This is a genomic window from Maribacter sp. Hel_I_7, assembly GCF_000688315.1.
Classification (GTDB): domain Bacteria; phylum Bacteroidota; class Bacteroidia; order Flavobacteriales; family Flavobacteriaceae; genus Maribacter; species Maribacter stanieri.
On sequence record NZ_JHZW01000002.1, the window covers coordinates 1,362,295 to 1,386,302 of the forward strand.

The window sequence follows — 24,008 nt, forward strand, 5'->3', positions numbered from 1 at the left end:
AATAAATTGAACTATTTAATCCTAATAACTTTAAGTTTCTCTATGGTTGCATCTGCACAACATACAATTCCGCATGAAATAACCGAAGAGGCAAAAATTGCCCTTTCGCACTATCCAGAATTAACTAATACTAAAATTGAATTTAAGTTTAAAAAGAATATTAAAAAATCTACAATGCAGGCACAGCCTTCTTTTTGGAGTGTTTTTAAGTCAAAGAAGAAGAGGTCTTATAATATATTAATAAGTGAAAGAATAAAGATTGCAGATTCTGTGTACTATACTAAAGACATACCTTCTGAAATAATGATAGGGTGGTTAGGTCATGAATTAGGTCACGTAATGGATTTTGAGCAGCGAAGTGGATTTAATCTAATTGGCTTCGGATTTAAATATGTAACCTCTAAAAACTATATTCGTGAGGCAGAACGCCGTGCAGATTCATATGCCGTTAACCATGGTATGGAAACTTATATTCTTGCAACTAAAGAATTTATCTTAAAGGAAGCGGGATTAACCCAAGAATACGTAGACCGAATTAAAAATTTCTATCTATCTCCAGAAGAAATCATGATTTTGGTTGAAGAACGGGATGCTGCCAGTATAGATTAGCAATATTATTTATTGTTCTGTTTTTCAACAAAACCTTCCCATTCGGCAAATTTTCCCTCCTTCATAACACGTTCCATTTTAACCTGTCCGCCTTTCTTTTTATTGCTATCGTTCCAGCTATAAAAAACATCAGGATCTACTGTAAATACCTTAACACCTTTCAAAGCCTTTGAACGGGCAACCTTATAATTTTTATTAGCTGCTTTTAAAGACTCATCTAGCTTATCTGCAATGTCTTTAGGGTCTTGTGTTGCTTTAGTACCTAAATACCAAGTATGGTAAAATCCGTCTTCATATTTCTTTGCACATAGCGTGTATTCCGGTACTTCAATATCAAATGTTTCCATGATATCTTTTAGGGCATCATCTAATTTATTTACTGATAATTGAGAACCAACGGTGTTCAAGAAGAATTTAGTACGCCCTGTAATTTTAATTTCGGCACGCTCAACATCTGTAAACTCAATAGTGTCTCCAATAAGATAGCGCCATGCACCACTGACGGTGCTAATAATAAGAACGTAATTCTGACCGGTTTCAACCTCAGATAATGTTAGTGAAGGAGCATCTTGAGAAAGAGATCCATCTTCTAAAATAAAATCTGGATTAAAAGGCACAAATTCAAAGTAGATTCCGTTATCGGTTACCAATTTCATGGCATCGGTTTCTGGTCTTGCTTGAAAAGCTATGAAACCTTCGGATGCTAAATAGGTGTCTATGACCGTTACGGGTTTTCCCATTAATGCGTTAAAACTCTTTTCGTAAGGACCAAATGCCACTCCGCCAGAAGTATAAACTTGTAGATTAGGCCATATTTCATGTATGTTGTTGAGGTTGTGTTTTTTAATAACCTCTTTCAGCATTAATTCTATCCAAGAAGGTATGCCACTTAGAGCACCAATATCCCAATCTGCTGCTTTTTCTGCAATTTTTGCAACGCGTTCGTCCCAATCTTCAATTTTTGCAATTTCTCTTCCTGGTTTATAATAACCGCTAAACCAAGATGGTATATTACTAGCGCTAATACCGCTAATCTCTCCTTCTAAATGGTCGTCATTTTCAATTAGATCAGTTGAACTACCCAGCATAAGAATTCCTGTTTCAAAGAAATCTGCCGGTAAATCGAAATTAGATAGAGCTAGAACCTGTTTAATACCTGCTTGTCGTATAGCGTCTATCATTTCATCTGTAACAGGTATACGCTTACTTGTCTTCCCTGTTGTACCAGAGCTTAATGCAAAATAATCTGGGCTGCCAGGCCAAGTAACATCCGTTTGATCTTCATGTAATTTATGCCACCATTTTTCATTTATTTGATTGTAGTCAAAATAGGGCACCGCATTACGAAATGATTGTTGAGGATTATCACTTTCTAAAATATTTTCAAACTCATAAGCTTTACCAAAAGAAGTATCTTTTGCCGTTTTCAATAGGTTTTTAAGAACTTCTTTTTGTTCTTCTATTGGGTTGTCGTCACCGGTAATTTTATCGGTTACATTTATAACACCCTTTATGAAATTTCCTATGATATTCATGAGCTGAAAATATTTCTTGATTAGTGCTCATAAAAGTACATGTAAGCTGAAGTTAAGATTAACCCTAATCTTAAATATGTGGACGTTATTCAACCAACTGTGAAATATAGATGAAATTGAGGTGCTAACTAAGCATTATAAGCACGGCACCTACGGCAGTTAAAACCAATATCATCTTTCTAAAAAATGCTTCTTTAATGTGCTTAATAAAACGAATACCAACAAAAAAGCCTAATAGAATACCAGGTAAGAGCATTAGGTTTAATGTCAATGACTCTAATGTAATGGTCTTCCAAACAAAGAAATGAAAGGGTAGTTTTATAATATTAATTATTAAAAATAACCAAGCTGCAGTACCAATAAAGTGGTTTTTAGGTAGGCGCATGGCTAAAAAATAAATATTAGAAAAAGCGCCGGCTAAATTGCCTACCATAGTAGTGATGCCTGCGATAGTACCAATGGATCCAGCGAAAGTCCAGTGCGATGGTACATTTTTATCTTTTTTACGGTCCCAATAAAACATCATACCTACAGTTATGATAATTATAGTTGCCATACCAATTTTAAAAAACTTCTCTGGCATTTCATTCCCGACGAAAACACCGATCACTAGTCCAAAAATCATCCATGGCAGCACCTTAAAAACATACTTCCATTGGGTATATCTATTGTAATAGATTACGGCAAAAATGTCAGCGAGAACCAATAACGGAACAACCATACCGGTAGATTGTTTAGCGCCAAATGCCAACGCCATTATAGTGACATTTAAAACAGCGATACCTTTAATACCTGCTTTTGACAAACCGATTATAAACGTAGCTATAGAAGCAAGTATCCAAGCGGTTGGGGTAATTTCAGTAGTTATTGATAGAAGCACGTGGTACGTTTAGCGTATTAGATGTAAAAATGTCCTAAAATAATATATCTTTAACAATCAACCTAAAACCAACTTATGGAACTCAGTACGCTAGACTATACTTTTATTATAGTTTTCTTTTCTCTTGTCTTAGGAATAGGGATTTATGTATCAAAAAAATCAGGTAAAAGTTCTTCAGAATTTTTTCTTTCAGGACGTACGATGCCTTGGTGGCTTTTAGGGCTTTCAATGGTTGCGACCACTTTTTCCACAGATACACCCAATTTAGTAACAGATATAGTACGTACCAACGGGGTTTCGGGTAACTGGGTTTGGTGGTGTTTTTTAATAACCGGTATGTTAACGGTATTTGTCTATGCTAAACTTTGGCGTAAGTCTAACGTAAATACGGATCTTGAGTTTTATGAAATGCGCTATGGCGGTAAGCCCGCAAGTTTTTTAAGAAAATTCAGGGCTATTTATTTAGGGGTAATTTTTAATGTAATTACCATGTCTGCAGTTACATTGGCAGCAATAAAAATAGGAAGCATTATGCTTGGGTTAGAGCCTTGGCAAACAGTAGTAAGTGCTGGTTTAATTACGGTTACTTTTAGTGCTTTAGGTGGGTTTAAAGGTGTGGTGTATACAGATTTTCTCTTGTTCTTCGTGGCTATGGCAGGAGCAATAGGTGCTGCTTATTATTTAGTGAATATACCTGAAGTTGGTGGTATTAAGGCTTTAATGGCAAATGAGGATGTAGCTTCTAAACTAAATATACTTCCAGATTTCAGTAATAAGAAAGCATTGATAACCTTATTTATAATTCCATTAGCGGTACAATGGTGGAGTTCTTGGTACCCAGGTGCAGAACCAGGTGGTGGTGGTTATATTGCACAACGTATGTTGGCGGCAAAAGATGAGAATCATGCTATTGGTGCAACATTCTTTTTTAATATTATGCACTACGCATTAAGACCTTGGCCATGGATTTTGGTTGCATTGGCATCTATAGTTGTATACCCAGATTTAGCAAGTATACAAGAGGCTTTCCCAAATGTAACTCCAGATAAATTAGGTCATGATTTAGCATATTCAGCAATGTTGACAAAATTACCTAGCGGACTTTTAGGAGTTGTACTAGCTTCATTGGTTGCAGCATATATGAGTACTATTAGTACACAGTTAAATTGGGGGTCGTCTTACATTGTGTATGATTTTTATAAGCAACAGATTAATCCGAATGCATCTGAGAAAAGATTAGTAGCCGTAGGTAGAATTTCTACCGTAGTACTAATGATTTTTAGTGCTGGTTTAGCATTGTTACTTCAAAATGCACTTCAATTGTTTGATGTGCTATTGGCTTTTGGTGCAGGTACCGGACTTATATTTATCTTAAGATGGTTTTGGTGGAGGATTAATGCTTGGAGTGAAATTACTGCAATGTTCGCATCGGGTATTATTTCTATTATTTTAAAATTGACTCCGGTAGGGGCATATCTTTTTGCTGCTGATACTGGTCTATTACCAGATTGGTCAGAATACATATTTATTGTGGTGGTAACCACTGCAATTTGGTTGATGGCAACGTATATGACTCAACCAGAATCTAATGATACATTACGTAGCTTCTATAGAAAAATACAACCAGGAGGTCCGGGTTGGGCAAAAGTGGTAGGTGATGCAAAAACAGATGCGGTAGAGATTGTTAAGGATAAAGAAAAATGGAGTGTTCCGGCTGGTTTAACAGCTATGTTGTTAGGTGTGGTATTAATTTACTCAATTATGTTTGCTACAGGATATTGGATTTATGGCAGAACTACACAAGCAATTGTATTAACGGTTGTTTCTACTATAGCGGCAGTGTTATTGGTAAAAGCTTGGAATCGTTTAAAGGATAACATATTATAATATCAAGATGATAAAGGATAGGATTTTATCGGTTGATATTTTTAGGGGAGCTACCATATTATTAATGGTCTTGGTAAATACACCAGGAACGTGGTCTAATGTTTATGGTCCATTTCTACATGCCGATTGGCATGGGTATACACCAACTGATTTAGTTTTTCCGTTCTTTTTATTTATTGTAGGTACATCTATTGCTTTCTCATATAAAAACAGAACTGTAGATGCTAAGGCATATCGTAAAATAGGAATTCGGGCATTGAAGCTGATTGGACTCGGACTTTTTTTAGGAGCATTCGTTATTCACTTTCCATTCTTTAAAGATTTTGGTGATATCCGTTTTCCTGGGGTACTTCAAAGAATAGGTGTGGTATTCTTTTTTGCTGCATTACTATTCATTAACCTAAGTTGGAAAAATTTAATTTGGGTAACTGCGTTACTTTTAATAGGATACTGGTTATTAATGACCTTTGTTCCTGTTGATGGTGTAGCTTCAACACTAGAAAGAGCACCTAATAATTTAGCAAATTGGATCGATGTAAAAGTATTTGGTTCGCACAGCTACAAGGCAGATTATGACCCAGAAGGCTTGTTAAGTACAATACCTTCTATTGCTAGCTCTTTATTAGGTGTATTTACCGGTCTTATATTAACGAGTACTCAAAAAAAGAAGGCAACTATATTAATGGGTATTGGTGGTAGCTTTTTAATTATTGGTCATATTTGGGATCTTGTCTTCCCAATCAATAAAGCACTTTGGACAAGTAGTTTTGTTTTGGTAACCGCAGGCTGGGCTAATTTAATTCTGGCACTTATTTATTACTTGACCGATGTTAAGAAAATAGAATTTGGTTCCATATTTAGATATGCAGGGGCAAATGCTATTGTAATTTATTTCTTATCGAGTTTTATTAGCAAAGTAATGGGTCAGATACAAGTTGGCGAAACGTCATTACATGGGTGGTTGTTTCAAAAGGTATATGTGCATGATTTTCTTGCACTAGAAACGTCTTCCTTATTATATGGATTAAGTGTAGTGCTGTTTTATAGCTTTGTGGGCTACTTTCTTTATCAGAAAAAGATATTTATAAAAGTATAGGTAGTTATTTAGCCATTAACTTTGCAACATACTTCCCAATAACATCAAACTCTAGATTTACAATAGTGCCAGGTTTGTAGGTGTTAAAACGAGTATGTTCGTAAGTATAAGGTATAATCGCTACTTCAAAAGAATTCTTGCCAGAATTCACTACCGTTAAACTTGTACCGTCAATGGTAATAGAACCTTTTTCAATGGTTGGGTTTCCAGTTTTTGCGTCATAGGTAAAAGAAAAAATCCAACTACCATTATCTTCCCTTACGTTGGTACATTCTCCTGTTTGATCTACATGGCCTTGAACAATATGTCCGTCTAATCTAGACCCTAAAATCATTGCACGTTCTAAGTTTACAGTATCGTTGATTTTTAAAATGTCAAGATTGGTTTTACTTAGTGTTTCGGCTATTGCCGTTACGGTATAGGTGGTGTCTGTTAGACTAACAACGGTTAAACAAACCCCGTTATGAGCAACACTTTGATCTATTTTCAATTCAGGTGTTAAGCTAGATTCTATAGTGATGTCTAAGTTACCGCCTTTAGTTTCAAGCGAGGTTACTTTACCTAATGTTTCAATAATTCCCGTAAACATGTGTCGTTTAATTTAAGTAATTTTGAATATTCAAAATTGAGTACAAAGGTACAGAATATCATGGAGGAAAATAGGAAAATTAGGTTAGGCATATCAATAGGAGACTTAAATGGAATAGGTTGTGAAGTGGCATTAAAAAGCTTCGAAGACAGTAGAATGTTAGATTTTTGTACTCCCGTTATTTTTGCTTCAAACAAGACGGTTTCTTTCCAAATGAAGCAATTGAAGCTTAACATTGTATTTAATGGTATACCAGATGCTTCAAAAGCAATAGACAATAAAATCAATATTGTTAATGTATGGAAAGAAATGCCTAGAATAGATTTTGGGCAGTCAACAAAAGATGGTGGTGAGTATGCTATTAAATCTTTAAGAGCGGCAGTAGCGGCATTAAAGAAAGGTGATATAGATGTTTTAGTAACCGCACCTATTAATAAAAACAATATTCAATCAGAAGAGTTTAAGTTTCCTGGACATACAGATTATTTAGCTCAAGAGCTAGATGGCGAGAGTTTAATGTTTATGGTAACAGATACATTAAAGGTTGGGTTATTAACGGATCACGTAGCGGTTAAAGATGTTTCGGCGGCAATTATCCCTAGACTTATACGCGATAAGATCAATACCATAGAAAAATCATTGATGATGGATTTTGGTATTCGTAAACCAAAAATAGCTTTGTTAGGCATTAATCCGCATAGTGGTGATAACGGAGTAATTGGTAAAGAAGATGATGAGGTAATGAAGCCAGTGATAAAAGAAATGTCAAATATGGGTCATCTAGTATATGGCCCTTATTCTGCAGATAGCTTTTTTGGGTCGGACGGATATAAAAAGTTCGATGCCATTTTAGCAGCATATCATGACCAAGGCTTAATTCCTTTTAAAACAATTTCATTTGGTCAAGGCGTTAATTTTACAGCAGGATTAAGTAAAGTTAGAACATCACCAGATCATGGAACGGCGTATGAAATAGCAGGAAAAGGTGTTGCTGACGAGAGTTCTTTTAAAGAAGCGGTTTTTATGGCCTTAAAGATTTTTAAGAATAGAACAGAATACGAAGAACTTACGAAAGACGTATTAAAAAAGCAGCGTTTAAAGAGAGAGCGTTAATTTTTTATAAGATTAAAAAGTTATAAAGATAAATAGTTGATAACTATTGTCTTTTATTAAAATTATAGTATCTTTGCACCCGCCTTTTGAGGGCGAATAGTGTTAATTTAAGTGTGTACGTGATGAAGCAAAAGGAGTTCAATATTCCTTTCTCAGGATTGAAGCAAGGAAAACACAACTTTAATTACCAGATTGAAAATACGTTCTTTGATTCTTTTGGATACGATGAGTTCAATGCTGCCAACATCAATTTAGATGTAGTACTTAATAAAACAAGTACAATGATGGAGGTTGATTTGGAGGCATCAGGAACAGTAAATGTTGATTGTGACATAACTAGCGAACCGTATGATCAAGCTTTAAGCGGAGATTTACATTTGGTGGTTAAGTTTGGTGAAGAGTATAATGATGAAAATGATGAAATATTAATTCTTCCTCATAACGAACACCAATTGAACATTGCGCAGTATGTGTATGAAATGCTTGTATTGGCAGTTCCACAAAAAAGAATTCATCCTGGTATTGAAGATGGCACTTTAGAATCTGAAGTGTTAGACAGGTTAAACGAGCTTCAACCAAAAGAGAAAAGATCAGATAAAGAAGAAAGCGATCCCCGATGGGACGAATTAAAGAAACTATTAACGGATAAATAAGGTTTAAATGGCACATCCTAAGAGAAAAATTTCCAAAACAAGGAGAGACAAAAGAAGAACACATTATAAAGCAGTAGCTCCTACTTTGGCTACAGATTCTACAACTGGCGAGACTCACCTATTTCACAGAGCTCACTGGCACGAAGGAAAATTACATTATAGAGGTCAAGTTTTGGTTGATAAAACCGAAGAGGCAGAAGCTTAAGACTTTTTGAACTTATACTAAGCTCCCACTTCATTAGAAGTAGGGAGTTTTTTTTAGTCCAATTTATATTTTAGCACCTTGTTGTTCAGATAATTTAAGGTGTAATAGCTTTACAGCTATCAATTGCAATTTTTTAAAAACCCGATAACTTTACACGAAAAGTCGTTGAAAATCATTATTTTTCATGACTTTTGACTCGTTTTTTAAGTTTTTTACAAGAAAGCAAATAAAGTATGACCAAAATTACAGCAGCTATTACCGCGGTAGGAGGCTATGTTCCCCAGTTTGTAATGACCAATAAAATGCTTGAGGAATTGGTTGATACCAATGACGAATGGATTACTAGCAGAACTGGTATTAAAGAAAGACGGGTATTAAAAAAGGAAGAAGGTGAGGGCACGTCTTATCTAGCCATTAAAGCCGCTCAGGACCTTATGGAAAAGAAGGGCCTTGATGCTTCCGAAATAGATTTGGTTATCGTTGCCACCGCAACTCCAGATAGTATGGTAGCATCAACAGCAGCTTTTGTAGCTTCTGAAATAGGCGCCGTTAATGCCTTTGCTTATGATTTATTGGCTGCATGTTCGAGTTTTCTTTTTGGAATGTCAACAGTTGCAGGTCATATAGAAACAGGTCGTTACAAGAAAGTACTACTAATAGGTGCGGATAAAATGTCATCTATTATAGATTATACCGATCGTACCACTTGCATAATTTTTGGAGATGGTGCCGGTGCTGCACTTTTTGAGCCTAACTATGAAGGTTTAGGTTTGCAAGATGAGTACTTAAGAGCAGATGGTAGCGGAAGACAATTTCTAGGAATGGAAGGTGGCGGATCTATTATGCCGGCAACCATAGAAAGCGTCACCAATAAAAAGCATTTTATTTTTCAAGAAGGAAAAACGGTATTCAAATTTGCCGTTTCCAATATGGCAGACGTAGCGGCAAAAATCATGACTAGAAATGAACTTTCTGATAATGATGTCAACTGGCTAGTACCACACCAAGCAAACAAGCGTATTATTGATGCCACTGCCAAAAGAATGGGTGTAGATGACTCTAAAGTGATGATGAATATTCAGCGCTATGGTAATACAACATCTGCAACATTGCCACTTTTATTATTTGATTACGAAAAACAGCTTAAAAAAGGAGATAACTTAGTTTTTGCTGCCTTTGGTGGTGGTTTTACCTGGGGTTCTATCTACTTAAAATGGGCTTATAACTAACAACAACAACTACCAATTATAACTTATAGAAATATGGATATTAAAGAAATTCAAAGCCTTATCAAGTTTGTAGCCAAATCTGGCGCTAGCGAGGTAAAATTGGAAACGGATGATATTAAGATTACCATTCGTACCGGAAGCTTAAGTGGGAATTCTGAGCCAACTTATGTGCACACTATGCCTATGGCGCAACAAGCTATGCCAGCTGTTGCTGCAGCACCGGTAGAAGCACAAGCTGCTGCACCTACAGAGGCTGAGCAGAAAAAAGCCGAGGATGATAAATACATCACAATTAAGTCTCCTATTATTGGTACTTTCTACAGAAAGCCATCTCCAGACAAGCCTGTTTTTGTTGAGGTAGGAGATACAATTGGTACAGGAGATGTACTTTGTGTAATTGAAGCAATGAAATTGTTCAACGACATAGAATCTGAAGTTTCTGGTACTATCGTTAAGATATTAGTAGATGATTCTTCACCGGTAGAGTTTGATCAACCATTATTTTTGGTTGATCCTTCTTAACTAAATTTTGAGTAGTAGTTGTTAGATACTGTTATAATAACGGTATGTAAGAATCTTGTCGAACCTAGAACTTAAAATTTAAAAGATGTTTAAAAAAATACTGATTGCCAATAGGGGAGAAATCGCTTTGCGCGTTATTCGTACCTGTAAAGAAATGGGTATTAAAACGGTAGCTGTATATAGTAAGGCAGATGAAGAGAGTTTGCATGTACGCTTTGCAGATGAAGCGGTATGTATCGGCCCTGCTGCTAGTAGCGAGTCCTATTTAAAGATACCAAATATAATTGCTGCTGCAGAAATTACAAATGCAGATGCCATTCACCCGGGCTATGGTTTTCTTTCAGAAAACTCTAAGTTCTCTCGTATATGTGCTGAGCATGAAATCAAGTTCATTGGTGCCTCTGGTGATCAAATAGACAAAATGGGAGATAAGGCTACGGCCAAAGAAACCATGAAAGAGGCTGGTGTACCTTGTGTACCTGGTTCAGAGGGTCTTTTGAAAGATGTTGCAGATGCTAAGAAGATAGCCAAGAAAATGGGCTACCCTGTAATGATCAAAGCTACTGCCGGTGGTGGTGGTAAGGGTATGCGCGCCGTAATGTCTGAAGACAAAATGGAAGAGCTTTTTGATAGCGCCGTAAACGAAGCAACCGCTGCTTTTGGTAATGGCGGTATGTACATGGAAAAGCTAATTGAAGAGCCAAGACATATTGAAATTCAAATTGTTGGTGATCAATATGGTAAAGCATGTCACCTATCTGAAAGAGATTGTTCTATACAAAGACGTCACCAAAAGTTGACAGAGGAAACTCCGTCACCTTTCATGACAGATAAGTTAAGGGAACAAATGGGTGAAGCTGCTGTTAAAGCTGCGGAATACATAAAATATGAAGGTGCCGGTACCATAGAATTTTTGGTAGATAAGCACCGTAAATTCTATTTTATGGAAATGAATACCCGTATTCAGGTAGAGCACCCAATTACAGAGCAGGTTATTGATTATGACTTAATACGTGAGCAAATACTTGTAGCTGCAGGTGTACCAATTTCAGGTAAAAATTATCTTCCAAAATTACATTCAATAGAGTGTAGAATTAATGCAGAAGATCCTTATAACAATTTTAGACCATCACCGGGTAAGATTACAACCTTACATACGCCAGGTGGTCACGGAGTAAGAATGGATACACATGTTTATAGTGGGTATAGTATTCCTCCAAATTATGATTCAATGATCGCTAAGCTAATTACAACGGCCCAAACAAGGGAAGAAGCAATTAACAAAATGAAGCGTGCATTAGATGAATTTGTAATTGAGGGAATTAAAACGACCATTCCGTTCCATAGGCAATTAATGGACCATCCAGATTATTTGGCTGGAAATTACACAACAGCCTTTATGAACGATTGGAAAATGAATCCTCAACCCGAAAGTTAATAACAAACTCCAACAGCAATGTTGGAGTTTTTTATTTTAAAACTTTTTTAAAATCAGGTTTTACATCGTTTAAGTATATTTATGGAAGAAAAACTCATTGTAAATTCCAATTATTTTAATGACCAAAATAATACCTATAACTGCACTATTATTAGTTTCTTTTTTTGGATGTAAAGAAATTTCTAGTGAGAAATCTAAAGGAGCTATAGCAGAAACAAAAGAAATACAATCTTCAAACAAAACTATCAGTTTTACATTTGATGATGGTATAACATCAGATTTGGCCGGCTTTGCATTTGAAGATTGGAACAAAATGTTGTTAAATCACTTAGAAACGAATAAGTTAAAGGCTCTTTTCTTTGTAACCGGTAAAAACAAATTGGATAAAAAAGGGCAATATTTATTGAATAGCTGGAATCAAGAAGGGCATAGTATAGCCAACCATTCTTTTACACATCCTAATTTTAATTCAGTTAAAAATGATACTGAAATATTTGAAAATGAATTGAATAAAACAGATTCCATCATCTCTAAGTTTAGTAATTCGGTCAAATATTTTAGGTTTCCATATTTGAAAGAAGGAGCAAATAAACTAAAGGTTGATAGTATAAGAAATGTTCTTAAAGCTCATGAATATAAAAATGGGTATGTAACTATTGATGCATCTGATTGGTATATCAATCAACGCCTTTTAAAGCGAATTAAAGAAGTGGGTTTTGAAAATGCAGAAGTTGCTAAGTTTAAGAAGTATTATTTACAGCATTTAATAGATAGGGCAAATTATTACGAAAAGCTATCGTATGAGGTGAACGACCGACATATTAACCACACTATATTATTACATCATAATTTAACTTCAGCCATGTTTTTAGGGGACTTGATACAAGAATTTAAAAATAAGGGATGGACGATTATTGATGCCGATAAAGCATATGGTGATGAAGTTTTTGAACATCAACCTAATTCAGAATTTGCTGGCGAAAGTCTTATTTGGTCTTTGGCAAAACAATCGGGAAAATATGAAGACAGTCTTAGATATCCGGCAGAAGATAGTAGGTATGAAAAAGATGAAATGGACTCAAGAGGGTTATAATTCTGTAAACTTAATTATACAATGAACTTAAGCTACTGGGAACGTACATCATGGTTTGCGAACATAGATTATACAATTGTTGGTAGTGGCATTGTAGGCTTAAATTGTGCCTTAGAATTAAAGAATAAGCACCCTCAGGCACGTATACTAATTTTGGAAAAGGGTATGCTTCCTCAAGGCGCAAGTACCAAAAATGCTGGCTTTGCCTGTTTTGGCAGTATTTCTGAAGTTTTATCTGACCTTAAAACACATTCAGCAGAAGACGTCGTTAAGCTTGTGCAAGATAGACATGACGGCATACAAAATTTACGTGGGCTATTAGGAGATGATGCAATTGCTTATGAAAACAATGGAGGGCATGAGTTGTTTTTTGAGAGTGACCAAGAACTATTCGAACATTGTCATCATAAAATTAAGATGGTAAATGAAATGCTTCATCCAGTTTTTAAGGATGATGCTTTTAGAAGAACTACGAACCGATTTAATTTTAAGGGCATTAACAAGCACTATATTACTCAAGTTTTTGAAGGACAGATTGATACTGGTAAGATGATGAAGTCTTTAGTTCAATTAGCGTTACAAAAGGGAGTGACAATTTTAAACGCTACATATGTAAAAGGGTTTGAAGATTCTGGTACCCAAGTGAGTATTAAAACAAAAGATTTAGAGTTTACGACCAAGAAATTATTGATAGCTACAAATGGATTTGCCGCACAGCTATTATCTGAGGACGTAAAACCGGCAAGAGCTCAGGTATTCATTACGAAACCAATTAAGGACTTACAAATTAAGGGAACGTTTCACCTCGAAGAAGGCTATTATTATTTTAGAAATATCGATAATCGAATTTTATTGGGTGGTGGCAGAAATTTAGATTTTAAATCTGAAGAAACGACTGAATTTGGTACTACAATGTTGGTTGAGAATAAGTTGAAAGACCTTTTGAAAATGGTCATATTACCGGAGAAAACTATTGAAGTTGATTATAGCTGGAGTGGTATAATGGGTGTTGGTCAACAAAAAAAACCAATTATAAAGCAATTGTCTAATAATGTCGCATGTGGTGTACGTTTGGGTGGCATGGGTATTGCAATTGGCAGTACCATAGGTAAGAAATTAGCCAATATTTATAATTAAAATACCACCGTTTAACCCGTTTTTTTAATTCTTGTCTAAAAGCGCCTTGTACTCTGGTTTTTATTTATAAATTGTACGTCCCCTCATTTTATCTATTACCCTAAATGCACTTATCCGTTTACTTAGAACAGTAGACGGCTAAGATGGTTTGTAATAGCATTTAAACTATATGAGAACATTGATTAAAAGAATTTCAATGGCTGCCCTTACAGCTATTGCAGTAATAATATGCCTTAACAGTTGTGGTTTATCTAAAACCCATTATCAACGAGAATACGCTAAAGTTTGGAAAGAGCATATTAAAAGTCAGGCTTGGAAAGAATCACTTATAGCCAACAATTCATATACTAATGATGATTTATATGCAAGTTCAGATAGTGATGTTTCTTTAGCAGAAGATGAAATTGTAGCAACGGGCTTTAATGCCACATATGAATCATTAGTTTCAAAGGCGTACTTCAAAATTATAACCGAAGCGGAAAAAGCAGATGCAAAAATTACGGCAGACTACAAATTATTGCATGATGATGAAGCAATGGGTAAGGTTGATAAAAGAAGGGTACAAACGATAAAAAAAAGGTACGAAGCGCATAAAGCAATGTTGAGCGGATTAAAATCTTGGAATATTTTTAGTGAAGATCGATCTGGTGATTTAGAATATTTTAAAGCGGAAAATAAAATAGAGATTCAAAAAATGTTAAGTGATGGTGAAAGTGATAATCAAATCGTAAATTACTTGATCTATAAACTGGCAGACCTGTATCACATTGAAGGAAACTGAATCATTTAATATTTTAAAAAAAGACGCTTATGACTTTTGCGAGCGTTTTGTTAACGATAGGTTGACTAGAATACAGAAACAAATTAAAGAACTTGAAGCTGCGCTCACGTCAGAAACAAAGAGTAGTGCTGGCGATAAGCACGAAACCGGTCGCGCCATGATACAATTGGAGCGAGAAAAACTAGGTCAGCAATTAGCAGAACTAGAAAAAACACAACAATTACTTTCAAAAGTTCCAAAAGAAAGAAAAGCTCAAACAGTTGGTTTAGGGAGTTTGGTCATCACAGATACTTTCATTTATTATATAGCTATATCAGCAGGAGAATTTAAAAGTAAGCCAAAGTCGGTATACTGTATATCTGCTGCAACGCCTATTGGTAAACTCGTCTTTGGTAAAGCTGTTGGCGATGTTTTTAGTTTCAATGGTAACTCATTAACTATTGTAAGTATCCATTAGCTAAATGTTGAATTTTATTTAGCTATCTTAAAGCTGTCGTAGTTGAAGTTTCACGCAATTACCATCAAAATTGTTAATTAGAATTTCAAAAGTCAGCCTTAAATGGGTCAAATTAGGCATTGAATAAAATATAAATTGATTTTTAGTTATGGAGATTTTCTATTTGCTTATCGCTGTCATTGCCATAATTATATTAACTACAAAGCTTAAGATTCATGCTTTTTTAGCGCTATTTATAATTTCCATTTTATACGGAATTTTTGCAGGTATGCCTTATGCCGAAATTATTATTTCAATCAATGACGGGTTTGGTGGTACGCTAGGTAAAATTGGATTAATCATTGTTTTAGGTGTCATTATAGGTGCATTTTTAGAACATACCGGTGGGGCTTTCGCAATAGCCGAAAAAGTACTAAGTATCATTGGCAAAAAACGAGTATCAACAGCCATGGGTATCATTGGGTACATTGTTTCTATACCTGTTTTTGCCGATAGCGGTTTTATGCTGTTGCACCCCTTAAACAAAAGTCTCTCTAAAAAAGCCAAGATATCAATTGCAGGACCAGCAATAGCTTTAGGGTTGGGCCTAATGGCCTCACATACTATGGTTCCGCCAACACCAGGACCAATTGCCGCCGCAGGTATTTTAGGCGCAGATTTAGGGCTCGTTATCGCTTTTGGATTTCCAACAAGTATAGTGGCTTTGATTGTCGGAATTATATTCGCCAAGAAATATGCTTCTAAAACCCTTATTGAGCCTAATGTTGAAGATGCGATGGAAGCAGAACGGGAGATAAAATATTCACCTAGTGCTCTAAAAGCATCAATTCCTATTTTAGTTCCTATTTTTCTTATAGTTCTCAAATCAGTATTGAATTCGGTCAATTTTGCTCAAGACGGTGAATTAATTGCCTTAATAAATTTTGTAGGTGAACCTGTAATTTCTTTATTAATTGGTGTGTTCTTATGTCTATTATTACCAAAGAAATTAAATTATGATATGCTTTCTTCTTCTGGTTGGGTAGGTAAGGCAATTAAAGATGCGGCATCAATTCTTTTAATAACTGGTGCGGGAGGTATTTTTGGTAAAATATTACAAAATTCAGGTATTGCCGATATTTTAGGGCAAACACTGACCGACTATAATATGGGTATTTTCTTGCCTTTTGTATTAGCTGCTGCATTAAAGACTGCTCAAGGTTCTTCTACAGTGGCCTTGGTAACTACAGCTTCTATTATTATGCCAATGATGTCATCCCTAGGTTTTGAAACCGAAATACAAAAAGCACTTGTTGTAGTTGTAATTGGCGCAGGGTCAGCTGTAATTTCTCATGCTAACGATAGCTTCTTTTGGGTGGTTACCCAAATGAGCGGAATGAATGTGAAAACAGGCTATCGACTTTTTGGTTTGGGAACGGGTATTCTTGGTCTTACAGGGGCAATTACGGTTTTTGTATTCTATTCTATTTTTGCCTAGTACTTTAATATTCTGGTTTACCTCTGTTCGTTTTTTTGAGCGAGGCCAATTTCTTGCTTTTCAATCTTTTTTCAATAGATGATCTGGTGGGTCTGCTTTTCTTTCTTGCCTTAGGTACCATCAAAGATTTTTCTAGAAGTTTCAAGAATCTTTTAGTAACCAATTCTTTGTTTTTGTGCTGGCTACGAGATTCATCACACTGTAAAATTAAATTTCCTTCTTTACTAATTTTATTTCCCAGTTTTAGAAGTGCTCTTTTTTTCTGACGTTCTGTAAGTCCGGCTGAGTACTCAATATGAAATGATAATTCTACTTTAGAGGATACTTTATTTGCGTGCTGCCCACCGGGACCACTACTTCTAATAGCTTTAAATTGTAACTCGGTAAGTATTTGTTCTTGTTGCACAACGGGCTTTTAACAAATGTAAACAAAAGAAATGTCTCTACATTGCTATGAAAAGTAGGCTCAAGATTGAATATTTATAAGACATAAACAGTCGTTGTATTTTTATTTATGAATTTGAAGAAGCCTCTTGTATGCGCTGATTGATTGTTTCGATGGCGACGTTTAAAAATATTTCTTTCCCCTTCGGGTATAATTTATCTGCATTGAAAAAGATGGTTTCATCATCATCACTTTTACTTTCGGTTAAGTAATAGGCACCCATTGGGTAAGCTTTTTCTACAGTAACATGAAATCCTGATGAAGGTGAAACTCGAAACTCGTGAGCATAAACGATAATTTTTCTTTTGGTATTCGCATATGTTTTAAGTACATCTATAGAAATCATACTTGATTCACCGAAAAGTGAAGCGACATACAGATTTTTTGGATTTTTATAAAGCTCCATAGGTCTTGCCCTAGCTATAATGCCTCTGTCCCGTAAAACAACTGCACGATCGGCAAAAGGCAACACATCGTTTACATCGTGTGTTGCGACAATGGTTGTAATTCTATTCTCTTTCAGATAATTGAAAATATTACGGCGTAAACTGTTTTTAAGAAAATTATCTATGTGGCTAAAAGGCTCGTCTAGTAGTAAAATCTCTGGTTTTTGTGCTAATACTCTAGCTAATGCAACGCGTTGTTGTTGCCCTCCACTAAGTGTTTTTACTTTTGTATTGGCAAATTCGGTAAGCTCTATCATTTCTAATAGCTCTTGTGTTCTTTCTTTAAGTTCTTCTGGATAAAAGACAGAAAGGTATTGGCTAATGTTTTCAGATACGGAAGTGAAAGGCATTAAATCAAAATCTTGCGATAGATATTTCATAAAAGCAGGACCAGGTACCAAGTTATAAGCCGGACCTAAAATTTGTTCATCCTCCCAAAAGATCTCACCTTGATCTAAATCCATTAGTCCGTACATTAGTTTCAACAAGGTGCTTTTGCCACACCCGCTTTCACCAATGATAGCCACATGTTCTCCACGCTGAATACGTAAATTAATGGATTCTAATACTGGAAGTTTATCATAAGAAAATGATAGGTTTTCTACTCGTAACATGCTTTTGTACTTAGGAATGCAAAATTGAAAAATCCGTTCCAATATGAAACGGATTTTTCAATAAATTATTGATTTTAAAAAGCAATTACTTCTTAAATTCTTTTAAAACACTTTTATTAGGTAGCTCGGTGTAGCCCATATTGTAGAGTGTAAAGCCAAAAATATCTGCATATTGCTCTATGGTTTTACTTACAGGAGTTCCAGCACCATGTCCGGCATTTGTTTCAATTCTTATTAACGTTGGGTTGGTACCTTTTTGCTTTTCTTGAAGCTCTGCGGCAAACTTAAAACTATGGGCTGGCACCACTCTATCATCATGGTCACCTGTTGTAACCAAAGTAGCTGGGTAAGCTGTACCTGCTTTTATATTATGTACAGGCGAATAGCCTTTTAAATATTTGAACATTTCCTCATCATCTTCTGAGGTACCGTAATCGTATGCCCATCCGGCGCCAGCCGTAAACGTATGATAACGTAACATGTCCATAACGCCAACTGCAGGCAATGCTACTTGCATTAAATCTGGTCTTTGCGTCATTGTGGCGCCAACTAGTAATCCTCCGTTAGAACCTCCGCGAATTGCTAAATATTCTTTTGAAGTATAGTTGTTGGCCACTAAATATTCTGCAGCAGCAATAAAGTCATCGAACACATTTTGCTTTTTAGTTTTGATGCCCGCATCGTGCCATTTTTTACCATATTCACCTCCGCCTCGTAGATTAGGAACAGCATAAATTCCGCCTTGTTCCATCCAAACGGCATTACCGATGCTGAAAGACGGAGTTAAGCTTACATTAAATCCGCCATAGGCATATAGAATTGTCGGGGTTTTACCGTTTAATTCTGTTCCCTTTTTATAGGTGATAATCATAGGTACTTTGGTACCATCTTTAGAAGCATAGAAAACTTGTTCAGAAGTATAATCAGCAGGATTAAAATCTATTTCTGGTTTCCAGTACAATTCATATTCACCGGTTGCAGGGTCAAATTTATAGGTAGAACCTGGAGTGTTATAATTGGTAAAAGAGAAATATAGCTCTTTATCATCTTTCTCTCCACCAAATCCGCCAACAGAACCTATGCCTGGTAATTTTACTTCACGAATCAGTTTACCGTCATAATCATATTGATTTACCTTAGAAATAGCGTCTACCATATATTCGGTAAAGAAATAACCGCCACCAGTATTCGGACTTAATACATTCTCCGTTTCCGGGATAAAATCTACCCAGTTCTTTGCTTCTGGGCTAGCAGCGTCAACAGTAACTATTTTCTTGTTAGGTGCATTTCTATTGGTAACGATATACAGCTTAGAACCGACGTTGTCAATAACGTAATTATCAGAATCAGTGTCTTCGACCATAGGGATAAGTAATCCGTTTGGGTCTTCTAAATTTTGAATAAACAATTTGTTGCCAGAGGTAGAAACAGATGCACTTATTAATAAGTACTTGTTATCTTCGGTAACATTAGCACCTATATAGCGATGCTTTTCTAGAGAAGTTCCTCCAAAAATAAGTTCGTCGTCTTTTTGAGGTGTGCCTAATTTATGATAGTATACTTTGTGTTGATCGGTTTTAGCCGATAGCTCACTGCCTTTTGGTTTGTCATAACTAGAATAGTAAAAACCTTCTTTACCTTTCCAAGAGAGTCCGCTGAATTTAATATCAATCAACGTGTCTTCTACGATCTCTTTGGTTTCGGCATTTAAAATAATTGCTTTTCGCCAATCGCTACCTCCTTCAGAAATTTGATAGGCTGCTAATGAACCATCTTTAGTAAAACTCAAACCTGCCAAAGATGTAGTGCCATCTTCAGAAAATGTATTCGGATCTAAAAAAACCTCGGGTTTCTCATCACCTTTAGCTCTATAAACGACATATTGATTTTGGAGTCCGTCGTTTTTCATGAAATAGGTGTAATCCCCTTTTTTAAAAGGCGATCCTAATTTTTCATAATTCCATAGTTTTTCAAGACGATTTTTTAGATCATTTCTAAAGGGAATATGCTCTAAATACCCCAATGTTGTCTTATTCTGTTCTTTTACCCAAGCTTCTGTTTCTGGGCTTCGATCATCTTCTAACCAACGATAAGGGTCTTTAACTTCGGTGCCAAAATAAGTATCTACAGTATCAACTTTTGCGGTAACGGGGTATTTCACGGTAATGGGTTCAGGTTTAGGTTCGTTTATACAGGAAGAAATCAGCGCCAAGATAAGTAGCGCAGGGATTATATTTTTCATTAGCAGTTGAGTTTGCACTAAAATACCATAAAAAAACCTTCAAAACAGCTATGTTTTGAAGGTTTTAACGTTGAAAAAGGTATAATTTATACTAAGCCTTTTTCAACTAGATATTCTGAAATTTGTACAGCGTTTGTTGCAGCACCTTTTCTAAGATTATCGGCAACAATCCACATATTTAAAGTGTTTCTTTGAGTTTCATCTCTACGTAAACGCCCAACAAAAACCTCATCTTTATCGTGTGCATAAATTGGCATTGGGTAGGTGTTGGTATCAGGATTATCTTGAACTGTTACACCGGGCATTTCATTTAATAATCTTCGAACCTCGTTTAACTCAAAATCATTTTCAAATTCAACGTTTACAGATTCTGAATGACCACCAGCGGTAGGTATTCTAACTGCTGTAGCGCTTATTGAAAATGTGCGGTCATCTAATATTTTTTGAGGTTCGCGAGCCAGTTTCATCTCTTCTTTAGTGTAACCGTTTTCCATGAAAACATCGCAATGAGGCAATGCATTTCTACCAATTGGGTAAGGATATGCCATTTCACCTTGTACACCTGCAATTTCATTTTCAAGTTGTTGAACAGCTTTTACACCAGTACCTGAAACGGATTGGTATGTAGAAACTACAACACGTTTCATTTTATATTTTTTATGTAATGGGTATAATGCCATTACTAGCTGAATTGTAGAGCAATTAGGATTTGCAATGATTTTGTCTTCAGCGGTAAGCTCATGAGCATTAATTTCAGGAACCACTAATTTTTTAGTAGGATCCATTCTCCAAGCAGAAGAATTATCTACTACAGTCGTACCAACTTCCGCAAATTTTGGAGCCCATTCTAGAGAGGTGTCACCACCTGCTGAAAATATAGCAATATTTGGTCTAGCGGCTACAGCATCTGCTAAGCCTATTACCGTATGCTCTTTTCCTTGAAAGGTCATTTTCTTACCTACAGAACGTTCAGAGGCAACTAATAATAATTCCGTTAATGGAAAATTACGTTCAGCCAATACTTTCAACATTACATCGCCCACCATGCCTGTGGCACCAATTACAGCTACTTTCATTTGTTAACCAATTATATTAAGCGGCAAAAATAGGTAATACTGGTACTTACACAAGTAAAAAAGAAAAGAATAATCAAAATATAACAAAATGTTTTATTTATAACATTGTACTATTTAGAGTATTGAACAAAAAAAGAACCGTCAACAATGTTAGCGAAACAAAGTTGACGGTTTTAGTTATTGTTAGTTGCAGTGCAACGGTTCCCTATTTATTAGGGAGTATTATAAATTACTTTCTTAAAGCATCTCTAATTTCTACCAATAATTCTTCAGCAGTAGGTCCTTTTGGAGCTTCTTCAACTGGAGCTGGTGGAGTTTTAGTTTTGTTGTAAGCTTTAACAATCATGAACATTACGAAACCAACAATTATAAGGTTTACAATAGTATTGATCCAAGCTCCCCAACGGATTGCATTTTCAGCAGTAGTTACGGTGCCATCAGCAGCAACAACAGCTTCATCTAAGATTATTTTCATATCTGCAAAATCAATTCCGCCTGCGAAATGACCTACGATTGGCATAATGATATCAGCTACAAAACCGTTCACTACTAATCCTACTGCTCCGGCCAAAATAACTGCAACAGCAAAATCAATGACGTTACCCGTCATAATAAAATTCTTGAATTCTTTTAACATGTGTACTTAATTTAAGTTAATGGTTATATTATAAGTATTGCAATTTACTAAAAAAAGCTCAAACCTTAATGAAATGTTAATAAATCAGTTTGTTAAAACCCGCTTAATACGTTGAGAGAGTCCAGTAAGAAGTTCATACGATATTGTTTCGGCAGTTTGGGAAAATTTATTTGCTGGTAATTCTTTGCCAAAAATGATTACCTCATCACCTTCTTTGCACTCTACATTTGTTACGTCTACCATAATCATATCCATACAAACATTTCCTATTATAGGAGCCATATGACCATTAATACTTACAAAGGTTTTACCTTGTCCATATTGTCTACCAATACCGTCTGCATGACCCAAGGGTAAAGTAGCGGTAACGGTTTCCGAGTTCGATTTGTATTTACGATTATAACCTACAGATTCCCCTGAAGGAATACTATGCTTTTGGGCGATGATAGTCTTTAAAGTCATTACAGGTTGTAATGCTTCATCAACATGAGGTTCATTGCCGTAACCATAAAGTCCTATGCCACTTCTAACCATATCATACTGGGCATGTGCGTAGTTGATAATACCAGAAGTATTTAATACATGCTTTAAAGTTTTGGTTTTAAATAAAGCATCTGCTTGCTGGCAAATAGCATCGAAACGGTGTAATTGAAGGTTGGTGAATTCCGTTTCTTTACTATCCTCGGTGGCGGCTAAATGCGATAATATAGCAATAATTTTTACCGCTTGTTGTTGCTGTATAAGGACTGAAATTTCTGGGAGTTCATCCGCAGAGAAACCTAACCTATTTAGTCCCGTATTAAATTTTAAATGAATTGGATAATCTAAAGTATTCAATTTCTGGGCTGTCGCTACAAAATCTGCCAATATAGCTTTAGAGTATATGCTTGGCTCTAAACGATGTTCAATTAAAGTTTTAAAATGAATTTTTTGTGGGTGAAGTACTAAAATAGGTGCGGTAATACCACCTTCTCTTAAAGTAATGCCTTCATTTACATAAGCTACAGCGAAATAATCAACACCTAAATCTTGCAAATGTTTAGCAATAGAAACAGAATCACTACCATAAGCATATGCCTTAACGACTGCCATAAATTTAGTTTCAGGCTTTATTTTAGAGCGTAAATATCTGTAGTTATGACCAAGTGCCTTTAGGTCAATCTCTAAAACGGTCTCTTCTGCCTTAGCCATTAGCATTCTTTTTGACTGTATCAATCTCCTCAGATTTTACATCCATCGTTTTCACTTTCTCTTTAAGCATAGCTTTATAATATGCACCACGGCTTAAAGGCTCATATTCATTTACCTCACCTAGCATTACCAATTTGTCGTTATTAGATTTTCTAAAACTGTAATTGGCCAAATTACCAGTACGGGTACAAATGGCGTGTACTTTAGTAACATATTCTGCCGTAGCCATAAGAGCGGGCATAGGTCCAAAAGGCTTGCCTTTAAAGTCCATATCCAAACCAGCTACAATAACTCTAACACCTTTATTAGCTAGGTCATTGCAAACAGTAACTATTTCGTCATCAAAAAATTGGGCTTCATCAATACCGATAACATCGCATGTGTCTCCCAATATTCTAATGTTGGCAGCTGCGGGTACGGGCGTAGAACGAATTTCGTTGGCATCATGAGATACCACCATTTCATCATCATAGCGTGTATCTACCATTGGCTTAAAGATTTCAACCTTTAATTTGGCAAACTGTGCTCTTTTAAGTCTACGAATCAATTCTTCTGTCTTTCCAGAAAACATTGACCCGGCAATGACTTCTATCCAGCCGAATTGTTCTTTAGGATTAACTGTGTTTTCAAGAAACATTTTGTAATTTTAGACGAAA

General features: G+C 35.7%; 24 protein-coding genes. 14 read left to right on the forward strand and 10 right to left on the reverse strand.

Annotated features, from left to right (window positions below):
• Positions 1 to 6 precede the first annotated feature (6 nt).
• The gene (locus tag P178_RS0107370) at positions 7 to 609 is read left to right on the forward strand and encodes a hypothetical protein (RefSeq protein WP_027065610.1); all 603 of its coding nucleotides are present in this window, start codon (positions 7 to 9) and stop codon (positions 607 to 609) included.
• A gap of 5 nt (positions 610 to 614) precedes the next feature.
• Here P178_RS0107370 and P178_RS0107375 read toward each other — a convergent pair whose 3' ends face one another.
• Both P178_RS0107375 and P178_RS0107380 read right to left on the reverse strand, forming a co-directional pair.
• On the reverse strand, positions 615 to 2,144 hold the full coding sequence (locus P178_RS0107375; RefSeq protein WP_027065611.1) for a GH3 auxin-responsive promoter family protein: 1,530 nt from the start codon (positions 2,142 to 2,144) through the stop codon (positions 615 to 617).
• A gap of 124 nt (positions 2,145 to 2,268) precedes the next feature.
• The gene (locus P178_RS0107380; protein ID WP_027065612.1) at positions 2,269 to 3,024 is read right to left on the reverse strand and encodes a sulfite exporter TauE/SafE family protein; all 756 of its coding nucleotides are present in this window, start codon (positions 3,022 to 3,024) and stop codon (positions 2,269 to 2,271) included.
• Between the two features lie 75 nt (positions 3,025 to 3,099).
• Here P178_RS0107380 and P178_RS0107385 point away from each other — a divergent pair, with 75 nt between their 5' ends.
• Positions 3,100 to 4,911, forward strand: coding sequence for a sodium:solute symporter family protein (locus P178_RS0107385; protein ID WP_027065613.1), 1,812 nt, complete (start codon positions 3,100 to 3,102; stop codon positions 4,909 to 4,911).
• 7 nt (positions 4,912 to 4,918) lie between these two features.
• Positions 4,919 to 6,007 carry a DUF5009 domain-containing protein gene (locus P178_RS0107390; RefSeq protein WP_036145857.1) on the forward strand — a complete coding sequence of 363 codons (1,089 nt, stop codon included), beginning with the start codon at positions 4,919 to 4,921 and terminating at the stop codon, positions 6,005 to 6,007.
• 4 nt (positions 6,008 to 6,011) lie between these two features.
• Here P178_RS0107390 and P178_RS0107395 read toward each other — a convergent pair whose 3' ends face one another.
• Positions 6,012 to 6,596: a riboflavin synthase gene (locus P178_RS0107395; protein ID WP_027065615.1), complete on the reverse strand. Its 585-nt coding sequence runs from the start codon at positions 6,594 to 6,596 to the stop codon at positions 6,012 to 6,014.
• 60 nt (positions 6,597 to 6,656) lie between these two features.
• Between P178_RS0107395 and pdxA the strand changes: the two genes are divergently transcribed.
• The 11 genes from pdxA (at position 6,657) to P178_RS0107450 (ending at position 16,701) form a co-directional block, all read left to right on the forward strand.
• Positions 6,657 to 7,709 (forward strand): 4-hydroxythreonine-4-phosphate dehydrogenase PdxA, encoded by a 1,053-nt coding sequence (gene pdxA / locus P178_RS0107400; RefSeq protein ID WP_027065616.1) that lies wholly within the window; start codon positions 6,657 to 6,659, stop codon positions 7,707 to 7,709.
• Positions 7,710 to 7,831: 122 nt separating this feature from the next.
• Positions 7,832 to 8,362, forward strand: coding sequence for a YceD family protein (locus P178_RS0107405; RefSeq protein WP_027065617.1), 531 nt, complete (start codon positions 7,832 to 7,834; stop codon positions 8,360 to 8,362).
• A 7-nt stretch (positions 8,363 to 8,369) separates the two neighbouring features.
• Entirely contained in the window at positions 8,370 to 8,567 is a 198-nt protein-coding gene (gene rpmF / locus P178_RS0107410) for a 50S ribosomal protein L32 (RefSeq protein ID WP_027065618.1), read from the forward strand.
• A gap of 233 nt (positions 8,568 to 8,800) precedes the next feature.
• Positions 8,801 to 9,796, forward strand: a complete 996-nt coding sequence (locus P178_RS0107415) for a beta-ketoacyl-ACP synthase III (protein WP_027065619.1) — start codon at positions 8,801 to 8,803, stop codon at positions 9,794 to 9,796.
• 33 nt (positions 9,797 to 9,829) lie between these two features.
• Complete coding sequence (gene accB / locus P178_RS0107420; RefSeq protein ID WP_027065620.1) at positions 9,830 to 10,318, forward strand: acetyl-CoA carboxylase biotin carboxyl carrier protein; 489 nt, start codon at positions 9,830 to 9,832, stop codon at positions 10,316 to 10,318.
• An 85-nt stretch (positions 10,319 to 10,403) separates the two neighbouring features.
• Entirely contained in the window at positions 10,404 to 11,756 is a 1,353-nt protein-coding gene (accC, locus tag P178_RS0107425; protein WP_027065621.1) for an acetyl-CoA carboxylase biotin carboxylase subunit, read from the forward strand.
• 118 nt (positions 11,757 to 11,874) lie between these two features.
• Positions 11,875 to 12,849 (forward strand): polysaccharide deacetylase family protein, encoded by a 975-nt coding sequence (locus P178_RS0107430; RefSeq protein ID WP_051638203.1) that lies wholly within the window; start codon positions 11,875 to 11,877, stop codon positions 12,847 to 12,849.
• Positions 12,850 to 12,870: 21 nt separating this feature from the next.
• Positions 12,871 to 13,986: an NAD(P)/FAD-dependent oxidoreductase gene (locus tag P178_RS0107435; protein ID WP_027065623.1), complete on the forward strand. Its 1,116-nt coding sequence runs from the start codon at positions 12,871 to 12,873 to the stop codon at positions 13,984 to 13,986.
• Positions 13,987 to 14,155: 169 nt separating this feature from the next.
• Positions 14,156 to 14,767, forward strand: a complete 612-nt coding sequence (locus P178_RS0107440) for a hypothetical protein (protein WP_027065624.1) — start codon at positions 14,156 to 14,158, stop codon at positions 14,765 to 14,767.
• Entirely contained in the window at positions 14,754 to 15,224 is a 471-nt protein-coding gene (locus tag P178_RS0107445; protein ID WP_231500517.1) for a 3-oxoacyl-ACP synthase, read from the forward strand. The genes P178_RS0107440 and P178_RS0107445 overlap by 14 nt, the downstream gene beginning before the upstream one ends.
• A gap of 148 nt (positions 15,225 to 15,372) precedes the next feature.
• Positions 15,373 to 16,701 (forward strand): GntP family permease, encoded by a 1,329-nt coding sequence (locus P178_RS0107450; protein ID WP_027065626.1) that lies wholly within the window; start codon positions 15,373 to 15,375, stop codon positions 16,699 to 16,701.
• Between the two features lie 4 nt (positions 16,702 to 16,705).
• Here the strand turns inward: P178_RS0107450 and arfB are convergent, their stop codons facing one another.
• The 7 genes from arfB to P178_RS0107485 all read right to left on the reverse strand — a co-directional run bounded on the left by arfB (position 16,706) and on the right by P178_RS0107485 (position 23,989).
• Positions 16,706 to 17,107 carry an alternative ribosome rescue aminoacyl-tRNA hydrolase ArfB gene (arfB, locus tag P178_RS0107455; RefSeq protein WP_027065627.1) on the reverse strand — a complete coding sequence of 134 codons (402 nt, stop codon included), beginning with the start codon at positions 17,105 to 17,107 and terminating at the stop codon, positions 16,706 to 16,708.
• Between the two features lie 106 nt (positions 17,108 to 17,213).
• The gene (locus P178_RS0107460) at positions 17,214 to 18,206 is read right to left on the reverse strand and encodes an ABC transporter ATP-binding protein (RefSeq protein WP_027065628.1); all 993 of its coding nucleotides are present in this window, start codon (positions 18,204 to 18,206) and stop codon (positions 17,214 to 17,216) included.
• Between the two features lie 85 nt (positions 18,207 to 18,291).
• A complete protein-coding gene (locus P178_RS0107465; RefSeq protein WP_027065629.1) occupies positions 18,292 to 20,448 on the reverse strand; it encodes a prolyl oligopeptidase family serine peptidase in 2,157 nt (718 codons plus the stop codon).
• A gap of 86 nt (positions 20,449 to 20,534) precedes the next feature.
• Entirely contained in the window at positions 20,535 to 21,524 is a 990-nt protein-coding gene (locus tag P178_RS0107470) for an aspartate-semialdehyde dehydrogenase (protein WP_027065630.1), read from the reverse strand.
• Positions 21,525 to 21,753: 229 nt separating this feature from the next.
• Positions 21,754 to 22,161, reverse strand: coding sequence for a large conductance mechanosensitive channel protein MscL (mscL, locus tag P178_RS0107475; RefSeq protein ID WP_027065631.1), 408 nt, complete (start codon positions 22,159 to 22,161; stop codon positions 21,754 to 21,756).
• A gap of 84 nt (positions 22,162 to 22,245) precedes the next feature.
• A complete protein-coding gene (gene alr / locus P178_RS0107480) occupies positions 22,246 to 23,352 on the reverse strand; it encodes an alanine racemase (protein WP_027065632.1) in 1,107 nt (368 codons plus the stop codon).
• A complete protein-coding gene (locus P178_RS0107485; RefSeq protein ID WP_027065633.1) occupies positions 23,345 to 23,989 on the reverse strand; it encodes a thymidine kinase in 645 nt (214 codons plus the stop codon). Before P178_RS0107485 ends, alr begins: the two co-directional genes overlap by 8 nt.
• Positions 23,990 to 24,008 lie beyond the last annotated feature (19 nt).